Source organism: Streptomyces sp. S4.7 (genome assembly GCF_010384365.1).
Lineage (GTDB): Bacteria > Actinomycetota > Actinomycetes > Streptomycetales > Streptomycetaceae > Streptomyces.
On the sequence record NZ_CP048397.1, the window covers coordinates 5,594,132 to 5,619,107 of the forward strand.

Genomic DNA, 24,976 nt, shown 5'->3' on the forward strand with positions numbered 1-24,976 from the left:
CGCGTGTACGAGGCGCGGCGCCTCGTACACGCGAGACGCCGCGGCACTCAGCGCGGTTGGTCGAGCAGCGTCGTTCCCGTCGTGAGGGCGTGCGCGTCCAGGCCGAGCGAGGCCGCGGCCGTCGCCCCCACGTCCGCCAAGGTGGCGGCGTCCGGGAGGAGTTCGATCCCCGCGGCGTCCGGGCGGTGGATCAGGACGGGAACGTACTCGCGCGTGTGGTAGGCGTGCCCGATCGTCGGATCGTTGCCGTGGTCGGCCGTGACGATCAGACGGTCGCCGGGCGTGGTGAGCAGCCCCGTCAGCTCGGCGAGCCCCGCGTCCACCTGCTCCAGGACGCTCCCGTAGCGCCCCGTGTCCTGCTGATGGCCCGCGAGATCGGTCTCCTGGACGTTCGCGACGACGAGGCCGCCCCGCCCGCCCCGTACCGCCGTCAGCGTGTGCTCCATGACTTCCCCCGTCGCGACGGCGGGGCGCCGTACGGCGGCTTCGCACGCCAGGATGTCCGCCGCCTTGCCGACGAGGGTGACCGGGACGCCGGTGCGGGCTGCGATGTCGGGCAGTTGCCGGGTGTGGTCGAGCTCCACGCCCAGATGCCGCACCTGGAGGCCGCCGTTGCGGTAGAAGCCGGTGGCCGGGGTGTCCAGGCCCACGGTGCCGCCGTCGCCGTCCCGTACGTATGTGGTGAGCGCCCCGTCCGAGTGGCCGCCCACCGCGATCACGCGGGCGACCGGCGCGATGGCCCGCACCGTACGGGCGATGGCGAGGATGCGGTCGAAGGACAGGTCGTCCAGACGTCCGGAGGCGTTCCAGTTGATGCCGGGGTCGGCCTCGAGGTTGTCGTGGACCAGGACGGCGCCGTCGACGAGCAGGAGCGGCCGGCCGGCGAGGGGCTCGACCAGATGGCCCGCGGACTTCAGCGCGCCGCTCACCTCCTCCAGATGCCCGGCGAGCGGGGCCACCGTGACCCGGCTGAAGTCCGCGCCCATCATGGTCTGATGCCCGGCGAAGGTGTCCGCCCCGGGGTAGCCGAGAGCGGCCCGGCCCGCGGCGACGGGGCGGTCGGTCCGCCGGGCGAGATCCGGGTGCGGGTGGACGAGGCCGAGGCCCAGCGCGCCGAGTGCGGGCAGCAGGAGCGGCCGTCCCAGCGACGCGCGGCAGTGGTCGAGTACATGCCCGCAGGTGTCGGCGGTGAGATCGCCGGGCCGTAGCGACCCCGCGTCCGGCATCGCGCCGACACCGAATCCGTCGATCACGACGATCACGGTCGTGCTCATGGCTCTGGCTCCTTACCGGGCCCGGCCCTGAGCGTCGTACAGGCCGGTCAGCCGGGGCTCTCCGGTGGAGAGCCCGGCGACCACCGCGACGGTCGAGCGGGTGACGAAGATCTGGGTGCGGAAGGCGAGTACGGCGGTGTCCCCGACCTGAACGTCCGCGGCGTGGGCGGGGAGTTGGAGCAGTCGGTAGTAGTCGATGTTCTCCGGGGGTGCTTCCTGCACCGGCAGCCGCAGACCGGTGCGCGGCAGCAGGGCGTCCCGGATGTGCGCGCGCGGATAGAAGCCGCCGCCGTGGATCGCGGGCCGTCCGTCGGCGAGGGTGTGGGCGACCTCGCTGACGTACACATAGGCGGGGCGCTCCGGCTGCTGGTGGTCGACCGCGTGCAGCGGGGTCGTTCCGGTGAGGGCGTGGCCGGGTTCGCCATGCGTGGCACCCAGCTCGGCGAGGAGCGGGAGGGAGGCCATGGAAGTGGCACTGGGAGCGCTGAGCTTCAGCCCTTCATGTCCACGTGCGGCGAGCAACTCGCGCGCCTTGATCGCGAGTTGGAAGTTCTGAGTGGGGGCCGGCGCTCCGGTCGACGGATCGCACAGGACACAGGGGAACGCGGTGGCGCCCGCGATCCTGATGCCCGGCAACGCCTCCGCCGCCGCCGCGAAGTCGTCGAGGCCGGCGAACGGCACACCGCCCTCCTGCCCCGGATAGACCCTGTCCGTGCCCTCAAGGCGTACGAGTACGTCCTGGACGGTGCCGAGCCGCCGGGCCGCGTCCGAGACAGCGCGGGCGTTGGCGAGGTCGAAGACGGTCACCGTCTCCGGCCGCCACGCGAGCATCTCGGGCAGCTGACGGGGCGGGATCTGTACGAGGTGGCCGAGGTTGCCGGCCCGTGCCCCCGCGTCGTGCAGCAGCCGCGCCTCGTACGGATCGATCGCCGCGAACCGGGGGATGTGCCGGGAGATCGCCCGGATCAGCGCCGGATTGCGGCCGATCTGCTTGACCACGAACCAGAGCGAGAGACCGAGCCGTTCGGCCTCACCGGCCAGCAGCGCGGCATTGGCCTCCACCGTGTCTGCGTCGATCACGTACGTGTCCGGCGGGACGGCGCCGGAGCGGTGCAGCGAGACCGCCACGTCGACGAGCGCGGGGTTGCGGGCCAGGACGGCGTCCAGGAACACGTTCAGTCCTTCAGGTCGTGCAGCGAACGGCGGAGGATCTCGATCACCAGATCGGCGCCGGCCCGCATGGGGTTGATCCGCACCGTCCGGTCGGCGAGTTCCGGAGCGTCGTCGAGGGCCGAGCTGGACATCCGGTAGAAGAGCGGGGCGATCTCGTAGCGGGAGTTGGAGCCTACGGGGTACGGCGCGGCGCCGTACCGCGCCGCCACGGCGGGCAGTTCACGCGCGACGGGGCGGTCCAGGGCCACGAGCAGACAGCGGTCCTGCGCGTTCGCGATCCGCACCTGCGCCACGCCGGGTACCTCGCCGGCGGCGAGCCGCTCGGCGATCTCCGCGCCGACCCGGGACTGGACGGCCCACATGGCGGGGACGTGGGTGAGGGCGCGCAGCGCGTCGAGAGCCTGGTGGCCCTGCACCTGCCCGCCGCCCGAGTAGTTGTCGGCGCGTACGCGCTCCACGACGTCGGCCGCCCCGACGACGGCGCCGACCCCCTCGGGCCCGTGCAGTTTGAAGAGCGAGAAGCACGAGGCGTCGGCGCCGAGCTCAACTCCCGACAACGGTGCGCGCATTACCGCGTAGTTGTCGTCCACGATCGTGCGCACCCCGGCGGCGTGGCAGGCGGCGAGAACGCCCCCCGCGTCGTACGAGTCGGCGAGCCGCTGCCGGCTGTGCTGGACGTAGGCCCACCCGAACTCACCCGAGTCCAGGGCCCGGTGAAGCGCGACGTCATCGTTGAAGTCCGCCTCGACGGTGCGCACCCCCAGCCCGCGCAGCGTCACGGCGGTCGTCCGGTAGACCGGCGCCCGGTGGATCAGCAGCGGATCACCGGGCCCGACGGCGCCCTGAAGCGCCGCCCGGATGGCGCCCGTGCCCGCGCCCTGTACGAGCGCGGCGTCCTGCGCACCGAAGAAATCGGCCAGCACCGACTCGACCCGCGCCGTGGTACGGGGCCGGCCCAGGTCCGGCACCACACCCGCGTCCGACTCGAAGAGCTGTTGACCCTCGAAACGCGCGGCGGTGCACTCCAGCAGCCGGAACTGCATCCGGACCGCGTCGTCCAGCGGGATCGTCGCCAGCGGGAAGGTCCGCGGCAGTTGGACGGACATCTCAGCTCTCCTTCGGGTCCGTGCCGGTCAGGAACCGGAGCGGATTGCGGCGTGTCATCAGGTCGATCAGGTCCTCGTCCACGCCCGCCGCGCGCACCCGGGGCAGGAAGGACCGGAAGAGATGCCCGTACCCCTGGCCGCCCTCCGACCGCAGATAGGCGTGCCGGGAGATGTCGCAGCTGAGCAGGACGCGGTCGGCGTGACCGCCCTCCACCAGCGCGAGCAGCAGACGCAGTCGTGTCGTGTCGCTCTGGTAGCTCTCCTTGCCGACGGTGTCGAAGGCGACGTAGGCGCCGCTCGCCGCCAGCTCACGGTGCGCAGTCGGGGCGTCGAAAAGGTCCTGATGGCCCAGCGAGATCCGGTGCGGCGGGAGTCCGGCACCGGTGAGCAGTTCAAGCTGGGCGCGACCGCCGCGGCCGAGCTGGGCGTGCGTGGCGACCGACAGGCCGGTGGCGACGGCGGCGTGCGCCGAGGCCAGCAGCACGCGCGTCTCGGCTTCGCTCGGCACGTCACCGTGACTGCCGATCTCGCCGAGTACGCCGGGCCGGATTCCGGTGTCGCCGAATCCGTCGTGGATCTCGCGCACGAGAGTCGCGGTCAGCTCCTCGACGCCGGCCCCGTCCAGCTCCGTGGGGTGGAACGGCTCGTAGTACCAGCCCGTGGCTGCGACCACCGGCACCCCGGACTCCTCCGAGATCCGGGCCAGGGCGTGCGGACTTCGACCCATGCCGCGGCAGGTCAGCTCCACGACCAGGCCGAGGCCGAACTCCTCACGCAGCTGCGCCAGTTCCTCGGTGACGGCGGGCCCGTGCGGGGCCGCGTGGAGAACCGCCGCGCCGTCCCCGGCACGGTCGAGGTCGAGGACCAGGTGCTCATGGGCGAGCGCCGGACCGCGTACGGCGGAGAGGGGCAACGTGCCGGTGACGGTGCGCAGATGGCGTGGATGGTGGGCATCGTCGGAGTGTCGCTGCATGGCGCGGGGCCTTCCTGTGTCGTGCGTGATCGCCGCGGTGGTCCTTGAGCGCGCCACCTATCCCTTGATCGGCGTGAACAGGTCCAGCCAGTAGAGGATGTTCAGCAGCACGCCGCCGACGATCACGGCGGCGGGTGCGGCCGCCATCCGTACGACGGGGCGCCCCATCGACTCGTTGAGCAGATAGAGTCCGCCGACTATGAGGATGCCCAGGCCCCCTCCCATGACATTGGCGGCCATCAGCGAACCGAAGAGGATCGCGAGTCCCAACGCGTCGCCGATGGCGCTCCGCAGGTGCTCGGAGGAGTCACGCACGCTCGGCAGCTTCCCGAGTATCTTGCCGATCGCGGAGAGCGCCAGCACCTCCAGGGCGAAGACCGCCGCGCCGACGACGGCGGCGACGAACGGGTTCGGCATGAGGTAGCCGATGGGGTAGACGAAGGTGAAACCGGCGATGCCGTAGGCGCCGGAGGCGAGCGCGGTCGTCGCGATCAGCGGTACGAAGCCGAACGCCCGGTAGAAGTCCACCTGGGCGGCCTCCGCGTAGTCGCCCTTGGCGATCAGGAAGCTCGTCGCCTCGCCGCCGCCGAACACATGTGACTGGGCCAGTACGCAGACGCCCGCCCCGAGCAGCATGAAGAGCGGCAGGTGGCGCCGCAGCCGCAGTGCGCTCGCGCTGAACAGCGAGGCCATCGGATCTTCCGCGTCGTCCCCCGCCCCGTTCTTCACCTCCGGGGCCGGGCCGCCCGCTGCCGACGCCTTCGCCGCCTCGGCCCTGTCCAGCTTCCGCTGCGCCAGGTCCTTGTTGACGGCGAAGCCGATGAGCGTCAGGACTCCTACGGCCATGGCGATGGAGCCGGGGAAGATGTCCGGCCAGATCTTCATCGTCATCACGACGAGCGCCAGCTCGACGACCGCCGCGATGCCGCCCCGTAGCCGCCCGAACTGCTTGGTGATGGCCAGCACCGGGAAGAGCGTGAACAGGAACAGGATCGGCGTCGACATCTGCTGGAGCGCGGTCAGGAAGTCGACGGGCAGGTCGTGCGCGATGCTGTTGGCCCCGTTGAGGCCGAACACGACCACGGCGCCCCACGCGCCGCCGAGCAGCGGCGCGATCCACTTCTTGGGCGACAGGATGCCCAGGATGTCGGTGGGCAGGAAGACGAGCCACGGGTTGAGTACGCCGGTGGACAGCGCCATCGGTGCGCCGAGGCCGAAGATGAAGCCGGCCGAGAGCCCGAAGGACACGGCGGTGGTGGCGCTGCGCGTGGAGCGTCCCTGGATGAAGTCCAGCATGAAGGGGCGCACACCGTCGTTGAAGACGGCCAGTGCCATATGAGAGATGAACGCGGTCAGCGCACACAGCGCTATCACGGTCAGTTGCTGTGCCAGCGAGAGTTCGAGATCGGTCGAACTCGCTGCGAGGACGCTGTTCACGGGATTCACTCCTCAGTGCCCCGCGGGGGCTTGGCCCGGCGCGGGGTCTTACGAGGTCTGTCGAGCCCTTCCGGCTCGTACGGGGCCGTCAGCCACGCGCGGCGATGGCGCGGGCCATGAGCGGGGCGATCACGTCGATCTGGTCGATGGCGAAGCCGAAGACCTTCTTGCCTTCCGAGAGCAGGGCGTTCACCTCGTCCTCCGTGGGGACGGAGCGTCCGAAGGTGTGGCAGGCGGGCTTGCCGAGCAGCCCGACGAGTACGCCGAGGGAGGCCCCGGCGCCGGTGTGGCAGGTGCCGAGGAAGTAGTCGGCCTGGCCGCCGCGCAGCTTCATCGCGGCGTCCATGTCGTTGGAGACAGTGATCTCGATGCCGTCGAGGCCGAGCTTTTTGACGGTCTCCGTGACCTCGGCCTTGCCTACGCCACCGGTGAGGATCTTCGTCATGGCTGGTTCCTTCTCATGTCTCGTGCCGTGGGGGCGAGCTCTGGTCGAGCAGTGCGAGGTGCAGTCCGAGGAAGTTGATCTCGGAGTCGGGAAGCGGTGCGCCGAGTTCCGAGGCCGCGCGTACGGAGACGGCGCGGGCCCGCGCCACCGCGTCGGGGTGCCCGGCGAGTTCGGCCGTGATCTCGGAGTCGGTGGGGAATTCCGCGATCGGCTCGCCGTTGAGCAACCTGGTGAGAGCCATCATGAGGTGGCTGGTGAGCGTGCCCGCCGTCTCCTCGGTGACGGTACGGCCCTCGGCGCCCAGGGCGTCCAGCTCGGCGGTCACGAACGCGGCGACCTCGGGCCGGACCTGACCGCTCTCGCGGAACAGTTTGATGCGTAGGGCGAGCTGGTCGTCCATGGTCTTCCCTTCACTCTTCGAATCCGACAGTAACCAGGATTTTGGATTTTGAGCAGAGGCTCGGGGTCACGATTCTCGCCAGGAGAGCCGGACCCAGGGGGCCCGCCCCGTCGGGGCGGGTGGGACCGTCAGTAGGACGGTGCGCGCTCACCCCGCAACACCTCGGACTGGCAGGTGGTGATGACCGACAGGTCGAGGGAGTCGCGTACGGCGCCGAGCGCCTTCGCCCCCTCGGTCCGGCCGATGATCGCGGCGCTCGAGTTGCGCAGTGACAGGTCCCGGGTGACCTCGTCGCCCAGCGGCAGTACGTCCACTCCCGCGCCGAGCCGGTCCTGCACCTCGTCGAGATTCCACAGGGTCGCGTCGACGCGGTCGTGCGCGAACAGATCGCGCAGCTGCATGTACGACGCCTCGACCCACTCGATGTCGGTGCGTCCGGCGAAGACCCGCTCCGCGAGTATGCGCTGGTCCTCGGAGGCGTGGTCGACGGCGACGCGCAGCCCCTTCGCCTCCAGGGCGGCGCCGTGCCGCAGCAGCAGCCCGTGCGCCCCCACGTACGTCGCGGGTCCGAGGTCCGCGACGAGCTCCACGGGGCGCTCCTCGATCAGCCGGTCGGCGGCGAAGCGCGAGAGGACCACCAGGTCGACCTTGCCCTCGACCAGCGCGGTGGTGCGTGCCCCGGCGCCGCGCATGAACGTGATCGCGAAAGGCGCCCCGGCCTGTTCGAACGCGGCGCGCAGCCCGGTGGCCAGGCCCTCGTACCGGTGCGAGTACGGCAGCGGCATCGCCGCCAGCAGCGTGCCGAGCCCGGAGAGCCGCCACAGGACCGAGCGGTCGGAGTGGACGAGGAACGTGCCGAGGTGGCCGCGCGCGGTCGTGCGGATCGCGCCCGCCGTCTCCAGGAGCTGGAGGGCCGCCTGCACCGTGCCGTTTCCGACGCCCAGCTCTTCGGCGAAGTCGCGGACGCGGGGCAGGCGGGTGTCCGGCTCGTGGTTGAGCAGCAGGACGGCGAGCTGCCGGGCGGCGAGGCCGTTGCGGGTCAGGAAGCGTTCGTCGAAGCCGGTCACAGATGGGACAGTAACCAGGATTCTGGATACTGACAAGAGTGTCTCGAAGTGTCCTTCGCCGGGTTGCTCGTCACGTCAGCTCTCGGCCGACCGTGACGTCCTCAGTACGAAGGCGGCCCGCGGCGCACCGTGCGGACCGCCCGCGTCCGCCTCGTCAGGGCGTACGTGCGATCAGGTAGCGGAAGACATTGGGCATCCATACGGTGCCGTCGCGCCGGACGTGCGGGTGCAGCGCCTCCGCTATCTCCTTCTCCACCTGCGACCGGTCCGTCGCCCGCACCGCAGCGTCGAACACTCCCGTCGACAGCAGCCCACGCAGCGCGCTCTCCATCCCGGCGTAACCGAACGGGCAGGACACGCGCCCGGAGCCGTCGGGCCTCAGCCCGGCCCGCGCCGCCACGTCCTCCAGGTCGTCCCTGCGCGGCGGACGGTAGCCGCCGCCCTTCCGCAGCCGCTCGGTCAGCCGCCCCGCGACCCGCAGGACGGCGGACGTCGCGCAGCGCTCCGGCGGTCCCCAGCCGGCGAGGACCACGGGCGTACCGCGCTCCGCCATCGGCACCGCCTCCGCCAGCGCCGGTCCGAGCCCGTCCGAATCGTCGTCGGCGACACCGATGGGCTGGAACGCCGTGATCACGTCATAAGCGGGGCGCTCCGCCTCCATGACGGCCGTGGCGCCGCCCGCCAGTACACGCGCCCCCGCCCGGCCGCCGAACGTCCCCGACGCGCCGCTCGCGGCCCACACGGGCGCCGCTGACGGCGCCGTGTGCCCCATCGGGCGCGAGTCGTGGACGAGCCGCTCGCGAGCCAGCGCGACGCGTTCCTGGTCGGCGTCCACGCCGGTCACATGGGCGCCCCTGGCGGTCGCGATCAGCAGCGCGAGCCCCGAGCCGCAGCCGAGGCCGAGCAGCCGCGTACCGGGGCCGACCTCCAGGCGCTCGTACACCGCCTCGTAGAGCGGCACCAGCATCCGTTCCTGGATCTCGGCCCAGTCCCGGGCCCGCTCGCCCGCCTCCGTAGAAGGATCTGTCGAGGCCGCGTCGACCTGCTGCTGGTGGTGCTGGACGAGCGTACGAGTCATTGATAGCGCCCCAATCCGGCCGAGAGTCCTTGTGTCCCGATTGACAGCCCCCGTGTTCATCCGCGCCTTCGTCCCCCGTATGCCAGGGAACTGCGCATCCGTGCCCGCGTCCAGTGGTTCGCGGGCAATCCTTACGCGCTCCGGTCGTGCGCCCCGGCGCACGGAAAATTGCTCTCACCGGACCTTGTCCGCCTACGGTGCGAGCCTCCGTCGGATCGCCGCTGGCCGCGCCCCGAGCGCCGGCCGCTCGGGACCTTCGGGGAGTCCGCGCGGGTCCGCACGGACAAGGCGGAGCGGCGTACGAGCGGCGTGGACGCGCGTCGGTGCGGGATGGGCCGAAAGAGTGAGGCCGCCGGGACGTGATCCCTCAACTCCCCGTCGGCGCGCCGGTATCTGACGATTGCGCGCTCCCCGCCCCCACCGGGGCCGATGCCGGGGATCGGCGGCGCGCCCGATAACGTCGTTCTTGTGGTCCCGCTCTCCTGAAGGGGATCGAGCGGCGACGGCGTCGGCGCAGTCGCCCGAACGGTCTACGGCACGCGTGCCTTCGGTCAGGTGTACGTATTTCTTCTACGCGTCCAGGCGTAGCCGACACTACGTACCGGCTTGTGGTGAGAAGCGAGGCTTCTCCGGAGATCTACGCACCCGCCCTCGTCGGGACGCATCAACCGCAACTGACGGGTACGTGCAAATTATTTGGGATGCCCCGGAATGGAACCCGGGAGGGTCCGGGCTCGTTGTTCACGACGTGAGCACGACACCACCTGTTCTCGCCGCAGAGCTGGCGCAGGCGTGGGCCGAGATTCAGCGGCACCACACCGAGCTGCCCGATCTTGCCGCGCCAGAGTCCCTGATCGGAGAGTCGTCGTCCGCCTGCGGCGCCGAGCTCTCCTTCGAGCGACTGCTTCACGAGGCAGTCCACGGCATCGCCGCTGCCCGGGGTGTCCGAGACACCTCCCGGGCAGGGCGCTACCACAATCGCCGATTCCTCGCGATCGCCGAGGAGTTGGGCCTGGACCATTCGGAGGAGCCGCATCCGAGCAGCGGTTTCTCCCTGGTCTCCCTCAATCCGGAGGCGAGACGGCGCTACCGCCCCACCATCGAGCGGCTCCAGCGCGCCCTCGCGGCGCACACGGTCGCGACGACGTCCGACACCGAGCGCAGTTTCCGCGGCCCGGCCGCGCGGCACGGCTCGTCGGGCGGTGGCGTACGTGTGAAGGCGGTCTGTGACTGCGGCCGTAACGTACGCGTCGTTCCGTCGGTCCTCGCGCAGGCCCCGATCGTCTGCGGTGGCTGTGGCAAGCCGTTCCGCATTCCGGAAGTGGTCGCCGCTGCGAGCTGAGCACCACCGGTGCCCGCCCGGCCCGGAGCAGCCACGGTCGGGCGGGGCGCGGCGCCCCTCGGGCGTGTGGCACAATGACCAGCTGTACTCGACAGTCGCACAGGACCCCTCTCTCCTCCGGCTGACGCGTCCATCGGGCACACGAGTACCGCAACCCCACGCGGCATGTCGATGTGCCCAACCACGTCAAGATCCAGGAGAGACCACTTCCGTGGCAGTCAAGATCAAGCTGAAGCGTCTGGGCAAGATCCGTTCGCCTCACTACCGCATCATCGTCGCCGACTCCCGCACCCGCCGTGACGGCCGTGCGATCGAGGAGATCGGCCTGTACCACCCGGTGCAGAACCCGTCGCGCATCGAGGTCGACTCGGACCGCGCGCGTTACTGGCTGTCCGTCGGCGCCCAGCCGACCGAGCCGGTTCTCGCGATCCTCAAGCTCACGGGCGACTGGCAGGCACACAAGGGCCTGCCCGCGCCGGCGCCGCTGCTCCAGCCGGAGCCGAAGGCCGACAAGCGTGCCCTCTTCGAGGCTCTCACCAAGGACGGCGACGAGCCCAAGGGTGATGCCATCACCCCCAAGGCGAAGAAGGCGGACAAGAAGGCGGACGACGCCGACGCTTCGGCGCCCGCCGCTGAGCCGACCGAGGCCTGAGCATGCTCGAGGAGGCTCTCGAGCACCTCGTGAAGGGCATCGTCGACAACCCGGACGATGTGCAGGTCGCCTCGCGCACCCTGCGCCGTGGCCGTGTGCTCGAGGTACGGGTTCACCCCGACGACCTCGGTAAGGTGATCGGCCGCAACGGCCGCACCGCACGCGCCCTGCGCACCGTCGTGGGCGCGATCGGCGGCCGTGGCATCCGTGTCGACCTCGTCGACGTGGATCAGGTCCGCTGACACAGTTGTGAACCGGCACGGGCCGGGGAGGGCCATCGCCCTCCCCGGTCTTTGTCGTCTTCGCGGCGGCGCGGGAGCGGCACGCCGCGGCGCCTCTCCGCCGCCGCGCCCATGCTGAAGTAGCCGCAGATGTCGCAGAAGTTGGAGAAGCAGGGACGTGTACAAGTGCAGTTGGTAGTCGCGCGGATCGGACGTGCCCACGGCATCAAGGGCGAGGTAACCGTCGAGGTGCGTACGGACGAGCCGGAGCTGCGGCTCGGCCCCGGAGCCGTACTGGCCACCGAACCTGCCTCCACGGGGCCCCTGACGATCGAGACCGGCCGGGTGCACAGCGGCAGGCTGCTGCTGCGCTTCGCCGGGGTGAGCGACCGTACGGCCGCCGAGGCCCTGCGCAACACGCTGCTCATCGCCGAGGTCGACCCGGAGGACATGCCGGAGGACCCGGACGAGTACTACGACCACCAGCTCATGGATCTGGACGTCGTCCTGGCGGACGGCACGGAGATCGGCCGGATCACCGAGATCACCCACCTCCCGTCGCAGGACCTGTTCATCGTGGAGCGCCCCGACGGCACCGAGGTCATGATCCCCTTCGTGGAGGAGATCGTGACCGAGATCGACCTGGTGGAACAGAAGGCCGTGATCGACCCGCCGCCCGGCCTCATCGACGACAACGCGGTGGTCGCCGCACCCAGCGACGACGCCCACAGTGCGGATGACGACAAGCCCGATGACGACGGCCCCGACGGCGCGGCCAAGGGCGAGCCGGCATGACGTACGCCAGCACCCTGCGGGCCGACGTGATCACCATTTTCCCGGAGTACCTCGAACCGCTGAATGTGTCCCTCGTCGGCAAGGCACGCGCGCGTGGCCGTCTCGATGTCCATGTGCGCGACCTCCGCGAGTGGACGTACGACCGGCACAACACGGTCGACGACACCCCGTACGGCGGCGGCCCCGGCATGGTCATGAAGACCGGTCCCTGGGGCGACGCACTGGACGAGACGATCGCGGACGGCTACGAGGCGGGCGCCCGGGGCCCCGTCCTGGTCGTACCCACCCCCAGCGGCCGCCCCTTCACCCAGGAGCTCGCCGTCGAGCTCTCCGAGCGTCCCTGGCTCATCTTCGCGCCGGCCCGGTACGAGGGCATCGACCGCCGCGTCGTCGACGAGTACGCGACACGGATGCCGGTGTACGAGGTGTCCATCGGCGACTACGTGCTCGCCGGCGGCGAGGCGGCCGTACTGGTCATCACGGAGGCCGTCGCACGGCTGTTGCCCGGCGTCCTGGGCAACGCCGAGTCCCACCGTGACGACTCCTTCGCCCCCGGAGCGATGGCCGATCTGCTCGAAGGCCCCGTCTACACGAAGCCTCCGGAGTGGCGCGGGCGTGCCGTCCCGGACATTCTGCTCAGCGGTCATCACAGCAAGATCGCGCGGTGGCGGCGGGACGAGGCTTTCCGTCGTACGGCGCTCAACAGGCCCGACATGATCGAGCGTTGTGACGCAGCGGCTTTCGACAAGAAGGACCGCGAGACGCTCTCCATCATGGGCTGGGCCCCGGAGCCCGGTGGCCGATTTTGGCGCAGGCCCGAGGCCATGGAAGAATGAGCCGCTGCCGTACGTCCGGTGCGCGCCCCTGCCACAGGGGGAACGACGCCCACCCGACGCGAACGGCGCTCCGAACTTTCCTTTCGACATTCCGTTGATGACCTGTGGCATCAGCGAGGAAGCAGACCATCATGGCTCACCTGCTCGACACCGTCGACGCGGCGTCGCTGCGCAGCGACCTCCCCGCGTTCCGTCCCGGCGACACCGTGAACGTCCATGTACGTGTCATCGAGGGCAACCGCTCCCGTATCCAGCAGTTCAAGGGTGTTGTCATCCGCCGGCAGGGCTCGGGCGTCCGCGAGACCTTCACGGTCCGCAAGGTCTCCTTCTCCGTCGGCGTCGAGCGCACCTTCCCGGTGCACAGCCCGATCTTCGAGAAGATCGAGCTCGTCAGCCGTGGTGACGTACGTCGCGCCAAGCTCTACTACCTCCGTGAGCTGCGCGGCAAGGCCGCGAAGATCAAGGAGAAGCGCGACAACTGAGCCCAGGGCTCGAATCGCGCGCATGGTTCCACCGGACGGCCGGATAAGCTCTGAGCCCGATGGACACCGAACCACAGCACTCGGAGCGCGACCCCTCTTCCACACCCGCCACAGGGAAGGAAGAGGGGTCGCGCTCCGTGCGTATGCCGGGACTCCCGGAGTTTCTGAGAGATCTGTCATGGCGCCGGGCCGCGGTGCTGGGCGCGCTCGGCACGGCCTCTCTCCTGCTGTTCAGCGCCTTCGTCGTGCAGCCCTTCCTGATCCCCAGCGGCTCCATGGAGCCGGGTCTCCAGGTCGGGGACCGGGTGCTGGTCAACAAGTTGGCGTACCGTTTCGGTACCGAACCGCGACGCGGTGATGTGGTCGTCTTCGACGGCACCGGATCCTTCGTCCAGGAGCCGGCGCCGGAGAACCCCCTCACCGGGCTCGCGCACGGGGCGGCCGCGGCCCTCGGTCTCGCCGAGCCCGCCGAGACCGATTTCGTGAAGCGCGTGGTGGGCGTGGGGGGCGACCGGGTGGTCTGCTGCGACGAGGGGGGCAAGGTCGAGGTGAACGGCCGGGCGATCGAGGAGCGGTACGTGTACTTCGGCGACGCGCCGTCCAGCGCGCCCTTCGACATCGTCGTACCCTCCGGAACCCTCTGGGTGATGGGCGACCACCGCAGCAACTCCCGCGACTCCCGTGACCACTTGGGCGAGCCCGGTGGCGGCATGGTGCCCGTCGACAAGGTGATAGGGCGGGTGGACTGGATCGGCTGGCCGCTCGGCCGCTGGGCCTCGTTGGAGCCCACCGACGCCTTCAGGGACGTACGGGATCCGGACGGCGCCCATGGGTAACCGAGGACGGCCCGGGGGCCACCGGGCCGACACCCGGCTGCCGACAGGCACCAGACCCACCGCGGGACGCGCCCTGCCGGGGCGCGCGGAGCGGCGCAGGCTCGCCCGCAAGGTGAAACGGCGCCGTCGTCGCTCCGCGATGACGGAGATCCCGCTCCTGATCACGGTGGCGCTCCTGATCGCCCTCGTACTGAAGACCTTCCTCGTCCAGGCCTTCGTGATCCCCTCCGGATCCATGGAGCAGACGATCCGGATCGACGACCGGGTGCTCGTCGACAAGCTGACGCCCTGGTTCGGCTCCCGCCCCGAGCGCGGCGACGTCGTCGTGTTCAAGGACCCCGGCGGCTGGCTCCAGGAGGAGACAGAGATCCCCCAGGACGACCCCGTCGTCGTCAAGCAGGTCAAGCAGGCCCTCACCTTCATCGGCCTGCTTCCCTCCGCCGACGAGCAGGACCTGATCAAGCGCGTCGTCGCCGTGGGCGGCGACACCGTGAAGTGCTGCGACAAGGACGGGCGCATCGTCGTCAACGGCGTACCGCTGACGGAGCCGTATCTGAATCCCGGCAACCCGCCGTCGAAGCTCGACTTCGAGGTGAAGGTGCCGACGGGGCGGATCTTCGTGATGGGCGACCACCGGTCGAATTCGGCCGACTCGCGCTTCCATCTCGACGAGGCGTTCCGCGGTACCGTCTCGGAGGACGAGGTCGTCGGACGGGCCGTCGTCATCGCCTGGCCGCTGGGCCACTGGCGGCGTCTGGAGGAGCCGGAGACGTACGCCTCCGTACCGGACGCGCGCGCCGCACCGACCACGGCGCTCGGCCCGTCGAATAGTGTGTCCCCTCAGGATCCGAACGGAATAATCCTGCTCCCGACCCCTGCGGAACTCCCGCTCGTTATGGGAGTGGTGGGCCTGCTCCGTCTCCGGAGCGGGCAGTTGCACGGAGTGAGGAGTGGATGTGGGGGATTTGGCCGTCGGCGCACGATCCGGACACGGTGAGCCCGAGGACAGGCCCGAGCAGCTTGCCGAGCCTTCCGTCGGTTCTGCCGGTTCCGCCGCGGAGACCCCATCCGCAGGGGCGTACGCAGAGACGCAGGACCACACGGTGGAGCGGCCGGACAGCGAGCCGGACGACGACGGGACTTCGAACGTGCAAAAGCAGCGTTCCTTCTGGAAAGAGCTGCCGCTGCTGATCGGTATCGCGCTGCTGCTCGCGCTGCTGATCAAGACCTTCCTGGTGCAGGCGTTCTCGATCCCCTCGGACTCGATGCAGGACACCCTGCAGCGTGGCGACCGGGTGCTCGTGGACAAGCTCACACCGTGGTTCGGCGCGGAGCCCGAGCGCGGCGAGGTCGTCGTCTTCCACGACCCCGGCGGCTGGCTCGACAACACGGCGGCGCCCGAGCCCAACGTGGCGCAGAAATTCCTCAGCTTCATCGGTCTCATGCCGTCGTCCGAGGAGAAGGACCTCATCAAGAGGGTCATCGCGGTCGGTGGCGACACGGTGGAGTGCGAGAAGGGCGGCAGCGTTCAGGTCAACGGGAAAGCGCTGGACGAGAAGTCGTACATCTTCCCCGGGAACACCGCCTGTGACGACGAGCCCTTCGGACCGATCAAGGTGCCCGAGGGTCGGATCTGGGTGATGGGCGACCACCGGCAGAATTCGCTCGACTCCCGCTACCACCAGGAGCTGCCCGGTCACGGCACCGTCTCCACCGACGAGGTCGTCGGCCGCGCGATCGTCATCGCCTGGCCCCTCGACCGGCTGGCGACGCTTCCGGTGCCGGACACGTTCGACCAGCAGGGTCTCAACGCCGCGGCTGTCGCGACGGCGGCGGCGCCGCCCGTGCTCGGCGTCGCCGGCGCCCTGCCGCTGGTGCTCTGGCGCAGGCGAAGGCTGACCGGCGGCCGTACCGCCGGGTAGGGTGCCGTCCCAGATCGCCGATCCGGCGATGATCATTCTCCGGAACGGGGGACTGCTGGGATGAGCGGGACAGGACGTACAAACAGCGGCCACGGTCGCCTCGGCAGTGTGCTGTCGGGGCTGGCCGTGGCCGTCGGCTGTGTGCTCTTCCTCGGCGGTTTCGTCTGGGGAGCGGTGGAGTACCAGCCGTACACGGTGCCGACGGACTCGATGGACCCGACGGTGAAGGCCGGCGACCGGGTTCTCGCGCAGCGGATATCCGGCGACGAGGTGCGGCGCGGCGATGTCGTGGTCTTCAAGGACGCGCAGTGGGGCGACATGCCGATGGTCAAGCGGGTCGTCGGAATCGGGGGCGACAAGGTCGCCTGCTGCGACGACAAGGGGCGCCTGAGCGTCAACGGGAAGTCGATCGAGGAACCGTATGTGGGGCGGATGCCGGGCGGGCTCGCGTCGACCACCGGTTTCGGGGCGATGGTGCCGAAGGGACAGTTGTTCCTGCTCGGTGACGAGCGCAGCGGGTCGCTGGACTCGCGGGTCCACCTTCAGGACCAGGGGCAGGGATCGGTGCCGCGCTCGGCGGTGACGGCGCGGATCGACGCCGTCGCGTGGCCGCCGGGCGGCCTGATCGAGCGCCCCGACGCGTTCGCGGCGCTGCCCGGCGGGGTGTCGGAGCCGGGGCCCGTGGCGTTGCTGGTGGGCTCCGTGGTCCTTGGGGCGCTGCTGATCCTGGGCGGCGCGGCGTACGGGCCGGTCGTACAGCGGCTGGGCCGGCGGCGTACGGGGCCGACGGGGCGGGCCGACGGGGAGGTGTCGACCGTTGCCGGGTGACGCGCTGCGGAAGGTCTCACGGGTCGTACTGCTCGACCCGGACGACCGCATTCTGCTGATGCACGGGTACGAGCCGGGCGACCCGGCGAAGGACTGGTGGTTCACACCCGGCGGCGGGCTGGAGGGCGACGAGACGCGGCAGGAGGCCGCGCTGCGCGAGCTGGCCGAGGAGACGGGCATCACAGAGGTCGAGCTCGGGCCCGTTCTCTGGCGCCGTACCTGCTCCTTCCCGTTCGACGGGCGGCGCTGGGACCAGGACGAGTGGTACTTCCTGGCACGTACGGCGCAGACCGAGACCACCGTCGAGGGGCTGACGGAGCTGGAGCGGCGCAGTGTCGCGGAGCTGAGGTGGTGGACCTCCGCCGAACTGTCGACGGCGCGTGAGACGGTGTATCCGACCAGGCTCGCCGGGCTGCTGCGCACGCTGCTCGACGAGGGTCCTCCGGGTGCACCGGTGCTTCTCGCCTCTGAAATCGTCTAGGGGCGCACGGGGCCGGAGCACAATAGGGGGACGTACGGCTGAAGGGGAACATGCCATGAGTGCCGAGGACCTCGAGAAGTACGAGACCGAGATGGAGCTGAAGCTCTACCGGGAGTACCGCGATGTCGTCGGTCTTTTCAAATACGTGATCGAGACCGAACGGCGCTTCTATCTCACCAATGACTACGAGATGCAGGTGCACTCGGTGCAGGGCGAGGTCTTCTTCGAGGTCTCGATGGCGGACGCGTGGGTCTGGGACATGTACCGGCCGGCCAGGTTCGTCAAGCAGGTGCGGGTTCTCACGTTCAAGGACGTGAACATCGAGGAGCTGAACAAGAGCGATCTCGAGCTGCCGGGCGGCTGACGCGGGTGACGCGGGCGGCTGAGGGTGATTCGAGCGGCGCGGGCGGTGCGGGGGCTGGGTTGGCTGGGGTCTCGGAGGCGATTGCGGTCCGTGTGACTCCTGGTGCGCTGGTGGGTGACGGAGTTATCCACAACCGGTGAGTTGTCCACCGAGATCCGCCCGCTCCTGGTGCACGCCTCAGAGTCGGTGCCGGAGGTGGTGCCGACATGAACGCGACGGGGGCACTCGGGCGGTACGGCGAAGGGCTGGCCGCGCGTCGGCTGGCGGCGGCGGGAATGACCGTGCTGGACCGCAACTGGCGGTGCGGCAGGACGGGCGAGATCGACATCGTCGCCCGCGACGGCGACGTGCTGGTCGTCTGTGAGGTGAAGACCCGCCGGGAGGGCTCCTTCGAGCATCCGATGGCGGCGGTGACGCCGGTGAAAGTGGACCGGCTAAGGCGCCTCGCGGCCTGCTGGCTGGAGAAGAGCGGCGGAGCGCCCCCGGGCGGCGTGCGTATCGACCTGGTCGGGGTGGTGCTGCCCAGACGCGGCGCTCCCGTGGTCGAGCACGCCCGAGGGGTGGCCTGATGGGATTCGCGCGCGCGTGCTCCGTGGCGCTGGTGGGCGTCGAGGGCGTGGTGGTGGAGGTCCAGGCGGATCTCGAACCGGGCGTGGCGGCCTTCACCCTCGTCGGACTGCCCGACAAGAGCCTGGTGGAGAGCCGGGACAGGGTCCGGGCGGCGGTGGTGAACTCCGGCGCGGAGTGGCCGCAGAAGAAGCTCACGGTGGGCCTCAGCCCCGCCTCCGTACCGAAGAGCGGATCCGGATTCGATCTCGCTGTCGCCGTCGCCGTGCTGGGGGCGGCCGAGCGTATCGAAGCCCGGGCCATCGCCGATCTCGTGCTGATCGGCGAGCTGGGGCTGGACGGCAGGGTCCGTCCGGTGCGCGGCATCCTCCCGGCCGTTCTCGCCGCCGCCGAGGCCGGCTACCACCAGGTGGTCGTGCCGGAGCAGACCGCGGGTGAGGCCTCCCTGGTGCCGGGGGTGTCCGTGCTCGGCGTACGGAGCCTGCGCCAGCTCATCGCCGTACTGACCGGTGAAACGGTGCCGGAGGAGCCCACGGTCACCGAGGAGGGGCGCCCCGATCCCATGCTCGCGGGCCTGATGGTGCCCGGCGCCGGGGTGGGGACGGGGCTGGCCCCCGGTTTCGGTCAGCAGGGCACGCACCGCCCGGACCTCGCCGATGTGGCAGGCCAGCAGGGAGCCCGTACGGCCCTGGAGGTCGCGGCGGCCGGCGGACACCACCTGCTCCTGCAAGGGCCACCGGGCGCGGGCAAGACGATGCTGGCCGAGCGGCTGCCCGCACTGCTGCCGGCGCTGACGCGCCAGGAGTCCGTCGAGGTCACGGCGGTGCACTCGGTCGCCGGGATCCTGCCGCCCGGGGAACCGCTCGTACGTACGGCGCCCTACTGCGCACCACATCACTCGGCGACCATGCAGTCCCTCGTCGGAGGCGGCAACGGTCTGGCCCGACCGGGAGCGGTGTCGTTGGCACACAAAGGTGTGCTTTTTCTGGACGAGGCGCCGGAATTCTCCGGCAAGGCCCTCGACGCGCTGCGCCAGCCCCTGGAATCGGGGCAAGTGGTCATCGCGCGCAGCGCCGGAGTCGTACGGTTGCCTGCCCGCTTTCTGATGGTCCTCGCCGCCAACCCGTGCCCCTGCGGACGGCACACGCTGCACGGCGCCGGGTGCGAATGCCCGCCCTCGGCGATCCGCCGCTACCAGTCGCGTCTGTCCGGCCCCCTGCTGGACCGGGTCGATCTCCGGGTGGAGGTCCAGCCGGTGCACCGCGCCGACCTCATGGACCAGGGCGGCCGGGGCGAGACGACGGAGGTCGTCGCCAAGCGGGTCGCGCGGGCCCGGCTGCGGTCGGCACAGCGGCTGGCGGGGACGCCCTGGACGGTCAACAGCGAGGTGCCCGGTCATGAGCTGCGTACCCGGTGGCTCACCGCGCCCGGGGCCCTCGACGCCGCCGAGCGGGACCTCGAACGGGGACTGCTCACGGCCCGCGGTCTGGACCGGGTCCTGCGGGTCGCCTGGACGGTCGCGGACCTCGCCGGACGCGACAGCCCCGACGGCCGGGACGTGGGACTGGCGCTGGAACTGCGCACCGGCATCGCCCGCGGCGTCGCGGCCACCATCGGAGAAATGTCATGACCGGGGCCGTCGAGGCAGACGAGCGACTCGCGCGGGCGGCCCTGACACGAGTGATCGAGCCCGGCGACGAGAACGGCGGGCGGTGGTTGCGCGAGCACGGCGCCCGAGGGCTGATGGACCTGCTCACCTCCCCCGACAGGAGCGACGACGAGGCTCTGGGGGATACCGGTCCGCGCCGTATCAGCGGCCTCCGGGCACGTGCGTCGGCAGCGGACCCCGAGCGGGACCTGTCGGTCGTCGCCGGGATCGGCGGCCGGTTCGTGTGTCCCGGAGACCAGGAGTGGCCGACACAGCTCGACGACCTCGGCACGGCACGCCCCATCGGGCTGTGGGTGCGCGGCAGGTCCGACCTGAGGCTCTGGTCCCTGCGCTCGGTCGCCGTCGTGGGAGCCAGAGCCTGTACACCGTACGGGGCGCGCATGGCGGCGAGTATCGCTTCCGGCCTCGCCGAGCGGGGCTGGGTGGTGACATCGGGCGCGGCGTACGGCGTCGACGGAGCCGCTCACCGGGGCGCACTGGCCTCCGGGGGCGCGACCGTCGCCGTCCTGGCCTGCGGGGTCGACGTGGTCTATCCACCCGGCCACGCGGAACTGGTGCGCCGCATCGCCGAACAGGGTCTGGTCGTGGGGGAGCTGGCACCCGGCGATCATCCGACCCGCAGCAGGTTCGTCCTCCGCAACCGGGTGATCGCCGCGCTCACCCGGGGGACGGTCGTGGTGGAGGCCGAGTACCGCAGCGGTTCGCTGGTCACCGCGCGCTGCGCCCAGCGGCTCGGGCGGTTCACCATGGGAGTGCCGGGGCCTGCCACGAGCGGACTCTCGTCCGGGGTGCATGAACTGCTGCGCGGTGAAGGCGTGCTGGTCACGGACGCCGCCGAAGTGACCGAACTGGTGGGGGACATGGGTGACCTCGCACCCGCCCGGCGCGGGCCAGTCCTGGCCAGGGACCTGCTCGATCCCCTCGCCGGACGGATCCTCGACGCGCTGCCCGGTCGTGGCGCCCTCGCCACGCGGGACATCGCGCGGGAGACCGCGACGACGGCCGACGAGGCTCTCGGCAAGCTGTACGAACTTCACTCCCTCGGGTTCGTACAACGGCAGGGTGATGGATGGCAGTTGACGCCGCGGACCACAAGCGCGGACGGTACGCGGCGAGCCGTTACTTGACCTGGGGCATTCGGGTGAAAAGGTGAGGCAGATGACCATCGCAGCTCTCCCGACGGTGCGACGGCGGCCGATACGCGCGGTGTCGGCGCCGGGTCGCGACCTGTCGGCTTCGGCCGACCGCGCCTGTCCGGACAGGCGCCCCCCGTCTTCTCGCGCGCCGCGACCGCACTGTCACGCTACGCTCACGAGGAATCCGGCCCAGACGCACTTTCCCCCACTTCACGGCAGAACGGCTCAAGGCAACGCATGCCCCAGCACACCTCCGGGTCCGACCGCGTGGCGGCGCCGCCCCCGGCGCCCCCAGCGGCCCGCGGCGAAGTGCGACCCTCCGCCCCCTCGGCGCTCGACACCTTGTGGCGGTCGTACAAGTCCACGGGTAACGAGCGGCTGCGTGAACAGTTGATCCTGCACTACTCGCCGCTGGTGAAGTACGTGGCCGGTCGGGTGAGCGTGGGACTGCCGTCCAATGTCGAGCAGGCGGATTTCGTCTCCTCCGGGGTGTTCGGGCTCATCGACGCGATCGAGAAGTTCGACATCGAGCGGTCGATCAAGTTCGAGACGTACGCGATCACCCGTATCCGGGGCGCGATGATCGACGAACTGCGCGCGCTGGACTGGATCCCGCGCTCAGTACGCCAGAAGGCGAGGGCTGTCGAGCGCGCCTACGCCACCCTGGAGGCGCAGCTGCGGCGTACCCCCTCGGAGACCGAGGTGGCCGCCGAGATGGGCATCGCAGTCGAGGAACTGCACGCCGTCTTCAGCCAGTTGTCGCTGGCGAACGTCGTGGCGCTGGAGGAACTGCTGCATGTCGGCGGGGAGGGCGGCGACCGGCTCAGCCTGATGGACACGCTGGAGGACACGGCGGCGGACAACCCCGTCGAGGTCGCCGAGGACCGTGAGCTGCGGCGGCTGCTCGCCCGCGCCATCAACACCCTTCCCGAGCGCGAGAAGACCGTGGTCACGCTCTACTACTACGAGGGACTCACGCTGGCCGAGATCGGCAACGTCCTCGGTGTCACCGAGAGCCGCGTCAGCCAGATCCACACCAAGTCCGTCCTCCAGCTCCGCGCCAAACTCGCCGACGCGGGACGCTGAATCGTCACTGCCCCACCTGCGCGAGCGGTCTCCGCCGTAGAGTGGGTGCGTGCCCAGGATTCGAGCGGCCTCCGTGGCCGAGCACCGGACCATGCAGCGCGGCGCCCTGCTTGACGCCGCACGCTCCCTCCTGTCGGAAGGCGGCACGGAGGCGCTGACCTTCCCCGCCCTCGCCGAGCGCACCGGCCTCGCCAGGTCGTCGGTCTATGAGTACTTCCGCTCACGCGGCGCCGTCGTCGAAGAGCTCTGCGCCGTCGACTTCCCTGTCTGGGCCGCCGAGATCGAATTCGCCATGGCGGAGGCGGCGACCTCCGAGAGCAAGATCGAAGCGTATGTACGCAAGCAGTTGAGCCTCGTCGGCGACCGCCGCCACCGCGCGGTGGTCGCCATCTCCGCGAGCGAACTCGACGCGGGCGCCCGGGAGAAGATCCGAGCGGCGCACGGCGGGCTCATCGCGATGATCGTCGAGGCCCTCGGGGAGCTGGGCCACGAGCAGCCGAGGCTGGCCGCGTTACTGCTCCAGGGCGTGGTGGACGCCGCCGTGCGTCGGATCGAGTTGGGCGCGGCCGAGGATCCCGCGGTGATCGCCGAGGCGGCGGTGTCCATGGTGCTCCAGGGCGTACGCGGTACCTGACGCCCGTACGACTCCGCTGCCGCACCCACGCGGCGGCCGCGAGCAGGGCCACGGCGTGCAGGGCGTCGCCCGCCGCGGCGGCGGTCTCCTCGGCCATGACCGCCGCATCCTCGGGAAGATCGTCCGGCAGCGAGGGCGGTAGCGATCCCGTCGGCGCGTGTGCGGTTGTCGGCTCGGGGATCCCGAACACCGGCAGCAGGCGCGCCGGCCCGCCGTCGAGCAGATCGTCGGGCAGCAGGGACAAGGGGTCGAGATAGGTCTCGCCCCGCAGCAGCCCCCAGTGCAGACAGCCGCCCGCGCAGTGGAACGGGCCCGGTCCCAGGACGGCCACGACCTGGCCCGCCACCACCTCGTCGCCCTCGGCGACAAGGGCCGTCACCGGTTCATAGGTGGTGCGCAGCGGCGGCTGTCCGGTGCCGGTGAGCGTGATCGAGAGAACGCCGCGCCCCGCCACCATGCCGGTGAAGGACACGCGCCCGGGAGCGGCGGCGCGGACGGGGGTGCCCGGGGCGGCGGCGAGGTCCACTCCCCGGTGGCCGGGGCCGTACGGCGAGGCGGGCGGCTCCCACCCCCGTACGACGGTCGGCCGCGGCCCCACCGGCCAGGCCCGGTCGCCGCTGACGCCGTCGTCGGCGGCACCGGCTTCGGTATCGATATCGGTATCGCCTCCCGGAGCGGCCCCCGTCGCCTCGGAGCGGCTATCGGTGCCCGTGCCCATCTCCTCGTCGTCCGCCGCCCACGCGTCGGACGCGGGGGCGAACAGGACGGCCGCCACCACCCCCGCCAGCGCGGCGACACCGGCACGGACGCACAGAGAGACGAGCCTCCGCCGGCCCCAGCGGCCGGGTCGGGCGGAGGCGTGGATACGTAGTTCGTCGACAGTGATCATGCCGTTCACGGTGCCGCACTCGGCCGATTCGAGTGGATCATGCTCTAATCCTGTGGATAACCGGGCCATTGTGCATATCTCCGTCACCCCCGCACTCCGTCGCCGGGCGCTGTGCCGGTCCCGTACACTTCCTGTGGCGATCCGGGTCACCGGATCGACTTCGCACGCCCCGCCGCCGGCCTTCTCGCCGGTGTCCGCGCTTCTCGGTCCCTAGTGGCAAAGCGTTCCGGGGCGTCAGGCGCGACCGCCGTCCGGCGGACGCGACAACCGAGTACCTCAAGGAGTACGGCCATGGCCGTCGTCACGATGCGGGAGCTGCTGGAAAGCGGCGTCCACTTCGGTCACCAGACCCGTCGTTGGAACCCGAAGATGAAGCGCTTCATCTTCACGGAGCGCAACGGCATCTACATCATCGACCTGCTCCAGTCGCTGTCGTACATCGACCGCGCCTACGAGTTCGTGAAGGAGACCGTCGCGCACGGCGGTTCCATCATGTTCGTCGGTACGAAGAAGCAGGCCCAGGAGGCCATCGCCGAGCAGGCGACGCGCGTCGGCATGCCCTACGTCAACCAGCGCTGGCTGGGCGGCATGCTCACCAACTTCTCCACCGTCTACAAGCGCCTTCAGCGTCTGAAGGAGCTCGAGCAGATCGACTTCGAGGACGTGGCAGCCTCTGGCCTCACGAAGAAGGAGCTCCTGGTCCTCTCCCGCGAGAAGGCCAAGCTGGAGAAGACCCTCGGTGGTATCCGCGAAATGCAGAAGGTGCCCAGCGCCGTCTGGATCGTCGACACCAAGAAGGAGCACATCGCCGTCGGTGAGGCGCGCAAGCTCCACATCCCGGTCGTCGCGATCCTCGACACCAACTGCGACCCCGACGAGGTCGACTACAAGATCCCGGGCAACGACGACGCGATCCGCTCCGTCACCCTGCTCACCCGCGTGATCGCCGACGCCGTCGCCGAGGGCCTCATCGCCCGCTCCGGTGCCGCCACCGGTGACTCCAAGCCGGGCGAGAAGGCCGCCGGCGAGCCCCTCGCCGAGTGGGAGCGCGACCTCCTCGAAGGCGACAAGAAGGCCGACGCGGAGAAGTCCGCCGACGCCGCCCCGGCCGACGTCCAGACCTCCGCCGAGACGGAGAAGGTCGCCGACGCCGAGCAGGCCGAAGAGGCCGCCGCTCCGGCCGAGGCCCCCGCCGCCGAGGTCACCGAGGCTCCGGCCGCGGACGCCGACAAGGCCTGACCTCAAAGGTTCGGTTGCTGACGGCGGGGGCCACAGCCCCCGCC

27 protein-coding genes and 1 pseudogene are annotated in these 24,976 nt (G+C 70.7%); 18 read left to right on the top strand and 10 right to left on the bottom strand.

All coding sequences use genetic code 11. From position 1 onward, the window contains the following. Window positions 1-47 precede the first annotated feature (47 nt). From SSPS47_RS25025 to SSPS47_RS25065, 9 genes are all read right to left on the bottom strand, one after another. Window positions 48-1,274 carry a phosphopentomutase gene (locus SSPS47_RS25025; protein ID WP_164252958.1) on the bottom strand — a complete coding sequence of 409 codons (1,227 nt, stop codon included), beginning with the start codon at window positions 1,272-1,274 and terminating at the stop codon, window positions 48-50. A 12-nt stretch (window positions 1,275-1,286) separates the two neighbouring features. After that, window positions 1,287-2,447 carry a YhfX family PLP-dependent enzyme gene (locus SSPS47_RS25030; protein WP_164252959.1) on the bottom strand — a complete coding sequence of 387 codons (1,161 nt, stop codon included), beginning with the start codon at window positions 2,445-2,447 and terminating at the stop codon, window positions 1,287-1,289. Between the two features lie 2 nt (window positions 2,448-2,449). Beyond that, a complete protein-coding gene (locus tag SSPS47_RS25035) occupies window positions 2,450-3,553 on the bottom strand; it encodes an aminotransferase class V-fold PLP-dependent enzyme (RefSeq protein WP_164252960.1) in 1,104 nt (367 codons plus the stop codon). Between the two features lies 1 nt (window position 3,554). Next, on the bottom strand, window positions 3,555-4,526 hold the full coding sequence (locus SSPS47_RS25040) for a phosphotriesterase (RefSeq protein WP_164252961.1): 972 nt from the start codon (window positions 4,524-4,526) through the stop codon (window positions 3,555-3,557). 57 nt (window positions 4,527-4,583) lie between these two features. Next, the gene (locus tag SSPS47_RS25045) at window positions 4,584-5,963 is read right to left on the bottom strand and encodes a YhfT family protein (protein ID WP_164252962.1); all 1,380 of its coding nucleotides are present in this window, start codon (window positions 5,961-5,963) and stop codon (window positions 4,584-4,586) included. An 88-nt stretch (window positions 5,964-6,051) separates the two neighbouring features. After that, entirely contained in the window at window positions 6,052-6,408 is a 357-nt protein-coding gene (locus SSPS47_RS25050) for a DUF2620 domain-containing protein (protein ID WP_147878270.1), read from the bottom strand. Window positions 6,409-6,421: 13 nt separating this feature from the next. Next, complete coding sequence (locus tag SSPS47_RS25055; RefSeq protein WP_164252963.1) at window positions 6,422-6,808, bottom strand: PRD domain-containing protein; 387 nt, start codon at window positions 6,806-6,808, stop codon at window positions 6,422-6,424. Window positions 6,809-6,936: 128 nt separating this feature from the next. Further along, window positions 6,937-7,875 (bottom strand): GntR family transcriptional regulator YhfZ, encoded by a 939-nt coding sequence (gene yhfZ / locus SSPS47_RS25060; protein ID WP_164252964.1) that lies wholly within the window; start codon window positions 7,873-7,875, stop codon window positions 6,937-6,939. 154 nt (window positions 7,876-8,029) lie between these two features. Continuing rightward, window positions 8,030-8,953: a methyltransferase domain-containing protein gene (locus SSPS47_RS25065; protein WP_203557922.1), complete on the bottom strand. Its 924-nt coding sequence runs from the start codon at window positions 8,951-8,953 to the stop codon at window positions 8,030-8,032. Between the two features lie 748 nt (window positions 8,954-9,701). On the opposite strand from SSPS47_RS25065, the gene SSPS47_RS25070 reads away from it, so the two are divergent. The 17 genes from SSPS47_RS25070 to SSPS47_RS25150 all read left to right on the top strand — a co-directional run bounded on the left by SSPS47_RS25070 (window position 9,702) and on the right by SSPS47_RS25150 (window position 22,804). Beyond that, window positions 9,702-10,295 carry a hypothetical protein gene (locus SSPS47_RS25070; RefSeq protein WP_147878267.1) on the top strand — a complete coding sequence of 198 codons (594 nt, stop codon included), beginning with the start codon at window positions 9,702-9,704 and terminating at the stop codon, window positions 10,293-10,295. Between the two features lie 211 nt (window positions 10,296-10,506). Continuing rightward, the gene (gene rpsP, locus SSPS47_RS25075) at window positions 10,507-10,947 is read left to right on the top strand and encodes a 30S ribosomal protein S16 (RefSeq protein WP_164252965.1); all 441 of its coding nucleotides are present in this window, start codon (window positions 10,507-10,509) and stop codon (window positions 10,945-10,947) included. 2 nt (window positions 10,948-10,949) lie between these two features. Further along, on the top strand, window positions 10,950-11,189 hold the full coding sequence (locus SSPS47_RS25080) for an RNA-binding protein (protein ID WP_003980229.1): 240 nt from the start codon (window positions 10,950-10,952) through the stop codon (window positions 11,187-11,189). A gap of 165 nt (window positions 11,190-11,354) precedes the next feature. After that, entirely contained in the window at window positions 11,355-11,963 is a 609-nt protein-coding gene (gene rimM, locus SSPS47_RS25085; RefSeq protein ID WP_164254962.1) for a ribosome maturation factor RimM, read from the top strand. Window positions 11,964-11,977: 14 nt separating this feature from the next. After that, window positions 11,978-12,799 (top strand): tRNA (guanosine(37)-N1)-methyltransferase TrmD, encoded by an 822-nt coding sequence (gene trmD, locus SSPS47_RS25090; RefSeq protein WP_164254964.1) that lies wholly within the window; start codon window positions 11,978-11,980, stop codon window positions 12,797-12,799. Window positions 12,800-12,930: 131 nt separating this feature from the next. Beyond that, window positions 12,931-13,281: a 50S ribosomal protein L19 gene (rplS, locus tag SSPS47_RS25095; RefSeq protein WP_023538359.1), complete on the top strand. Its 351-nt coding sequence runs from the start codon at window positions 12,931-12,933 to the stop codon at window positions 13,279-13,281. Between the two features lie 59 nt (window positions 13,282-13,340). Then, window positions 13,341-14,117, top strand: a complete 777-nt coding sequence (gene lepB / locus SSPS47_RS25100) for a signal peptidase I (RefSeq protein WP_164252966.1) — start codon at window positions 13,341-13,343, stop codon at window positions 14,115-14,117. After that, window positions 14,110-15,114 (top strand): signal peptidase I, encoded by a 1,005-nt coding sequence (gene lepB / locus SSPS47_RS25105; protein WP_164252967.1) that lies wholly within the window; start codon window positions 14,110-14,112, stop codon window positions 15,112-15,114. The genes lepB (SSPS47_RS25100) and lepB (SSPS47_RS25105) overlap by 8 nt, the downstream gene beginning before the upstream one ends. After that, a complete protein-coding gene (gene lepB, locus SSPS47_RS25110) occupies window positions 15,083-16,039 on the top strand; it encodes a signal peptidase I (RefSeq protein WP_164254966.1) in 957 nt (318 codons plus the stop codon). Before lepB (SSPS47_RS25105) ends, lepB (SSPS47_RS25110) begins: the two co-directional genes overlap by 32 nt. Before the next feature lie 60 nt (window positions 16,040-16,099). Next, window positions 16,100-16,867 (top strand): signal peptidase I, encoded by a 768-nt coding sequence (gene lepB / locus SSPS47_RS25115; protein WP_164252968.1) that lies wholly within the window; start codon window positions 16,100-16,102, stop codon window positions 16,865-16,867. Next, window positions 16,857-17,348, top strand: coding sequence for an NUDIX hydrolase (locus tag SSPS47_RS25120; protein ID WP_164252969.1), 492 nt, complete (start codon window positions 16,857-16,859; stop codon window positions 17,346-17,348). Before lepB (SSPS47_RS25115) ends, SSPS47_RS25120 begins: the two co-directional genes overlap by 11 nt. Window positions 17,349-17,403: 55 nt before the next feature. Beyond that, a complete protein-coding gene (locus tag SSPS47_RS25125; RefSeq protein ID WP_003965949.1) occupies window positions 17,404-17,712 on the top strand; it encodes a DUF2469 domain-containing protein in 309 nt (102 codons plus the stop codon). Window positions 17,713-17,918: 206 nt separating this feature from the next. Further along, window positions 17,919-18,281, top strand: a complete 363-nt coding sequence (locus SSPS47_RS25130; RefSeq protein WP_164252970.1) for a YraN family protein — start codon at window positions 17,919-17,921, stop codon at window positions 18,279-18,281. Then, window positions 18,281-19,909, top strand: coding sequence for a YifB family Mg chelatase-like AAA ATPase (locus tag SSPS47_RS25135; protein WP_164252971.1), 1,629 nt, complete (start codon window positions 18,281-18,283; stop codon window positions 19,907-19,909). The genes SSPS47_RS25130 and SSPS47_RS25135 overlap by 1 nt, the downstream gene beginning before the upstream one ends. After that, window positions 19,906-21,075 carry a DNA-processing protein DprA gene (gene dprA, locus SSPS47_RS25140; protein WP_164252972.1) on the top strand — a complete coding sequence of 390 codons (1,170 nt, stop codon included), beginning with the start codon at window positions 19,906-19,908 and terminating at the stop codon, window positions 21,073-21,075. The genes SSPS47_RS25135 and dprA overlap by 4 nt, the downstream gene beginning before the upstream one ends. Before the next feature lie 246 nt (window positions 21,076-21,321). Continuing rightward, complete coding sequence (whiG, locus tag SSPS47_RS25145; protein WP_147878256.1) at window positions 21,322-22,170, top strand: RNA polymerase sigma factor WhiG; 849 nt, start codon at window positions 21,322-21,324, stop codon at window positions 22,168-22,170. A gap of 73 nt (window positions 22,171-22,243) precedes the next feature. After that, window positions 22,244-22,804: a TetR/AcrR family transcriptional regulator gene (locus SSPS47_RS25150; protein ID WP_164254968.1), complete on the top strand. Its 561-nt coding sequence runs from the start codon at window positions 22,244-22,246 to the stop codon at window positions 22,802-22,804. A gap of 169 nt (window positions 22,805-22,973) precedes the next feature. Here SSPS47_RS25150 and SSPS47_RS25155 read toward each other — a convergent pair. Further along, window positions 22,974-23,618: pseudogene (locus SSPS47_RS25155) on the bottom strand (M23 family metallopeptidase); the annotation flags it as partial. Between the two features lie 366 nt (window positions 23,619-23,984). Between SSPS47_RS25155 and rpsB the strand changes: the two are divergent. Continuing rightward, window positions 23,985-24,932 (top strand): 30S ribosomal protein S2, encoded by a 948-nt coding sequence (rpsB, locus tag SSPS47_RS25160; RefSeq protein ID WP_147878255.1) that lies wholly within the window; start codon window positions 23,985-23,987, stop codon window positions 24,930-24,932. The last annotated feature ends 44 nt before the right edge of the window (window positions 24,933-24,976 follow it).

What these genes read in the sequence shown, in the direction of transcription:
- SSPS47_RS25135 (WP_164252971.1), top strand. Translation starts at nt 18,281, where the DNA reads ATGGGATTCGCGCGCGCGTGCTCCGTGGCGCTGGTGGGCGTCGAGGGC.
- SSPS47_RS25065 (WP_203557922.1), bottom strand. Translation starts at nt 8,953, where the DNA reads ATGACTCGTACGCTCGTCCAGCACCACCAGCAGCAGGTCGACGCGGCC.
- SSPS47_RS25025 (WP_164252958.1), bottom strand. Translation starts at nt 1,274, where the DNA reads ATGAGCACGACCGTGATCGTCGTGATCGACGGATTCGGTGTCGGCGCG.
- dprA (WP_164252972.1), top strand. Translation starts at nt 19,906, where the DNA reads ATGACCGGGGCCGTCGAGGCAGACGAGCGACTCGCGCGGGCGGCCCTG.
- lepB (WP_164252967.1), top strand. Translation starts at nt 14,110, where the DNA reads ATGGGTAACCGAGGACGGCCCGGGGGCCACCGGGCCGACACCCGGCTG.
- lepB (WP_164252966.1), top strand. Translation starts at nt 13,341, where the DNA reads ATGGACACCGAACCACAGCACTCGGAGCGCGACCCCTCTTCCACACCC.
- SSPS47_RS25055 (WP_164252963.1), bottom strand. Translation starts at nt 6,808, where the DNA reads ATGGACGACCAGCTCGCCCTACGCATCAAACTGTTCCGCGAGAGCGGT.
- SSPS47_RS25035 (WP_164252960.1), bottom strand. Translation starts at nt 3,553, where the DNA reads ATGTCCGTCCAACTGCCGCGGACCTTCCCGCTGGCGACGATCCCGCTG.
- SSPS47_RS25125 (WP_003965949.1), top strand. Translation starts at nt 17,404, where the DNA reads ATGAGTGCCGAGGACCTCGAGAAGTACGAGACCGAGATGGAGCTGAAG.
- SSPS47_RS25050 (WP_147878270.1), bottom strand. Translation starts at nt 6,408, where the DNA reads ATGACGAAGATCCTCACCGGTGGCGTAGGCAAGGCCGAGGTCACGGAG.
- lepB (WP_164252968.1), top strand. Translation starts at nt 16,100, where the DNA reads ATGAGCGGGACAGGACGTACAAACAGCGGCCACGGTCGCCTCGGCAGT.
- whiG (WP_147878256.1), top strand. Translation starts at nt 21,322, where the DNA reads ATGCCCCAGCACACCTCCGGGTCCGACCGCGTGGCGGCGCCGCCCCCG.
- SSPS47_RS25080 (WP_003980229.1), top strand. Translation starts at nt 10,950, where the DNA reads ATGCTCGAGGAGGCTCTCGAGCACCTCGTGAAGGGCATCGTCGACAAC.
- rplS (WP_023538359.1), top strand. Translation starts at nt 12,931, where the DNA reads ATGGCTCACCTGCTCGACACCGTCGACGCGGCGTCGCTGCGCAGCGAC.
- rpsB (WP_147878255.1), top strand. Translation starts at nt 23,985, where the DNA reads ATGGCCGTCGTCACGATGCGGGAGCTGCTGGAAAGCGGCGTCCACTTC.
- SSPS47_RS25130 (WP_164252970.1), top strand. Translation starts at nt 17,919, where the DNA reads ATGAACGCGACGGGGGCACTCGGGCGGTACGGCGAAGGGCTGGCCGCG.
- SSPS47_RS25040 (WP_164252961.1), bottom strand. Translation starts at nt 4,526, where the DNA reads ATGCAGCGACACTCCGACGATGCCCACCATCCACGCCATCTGCGCACC.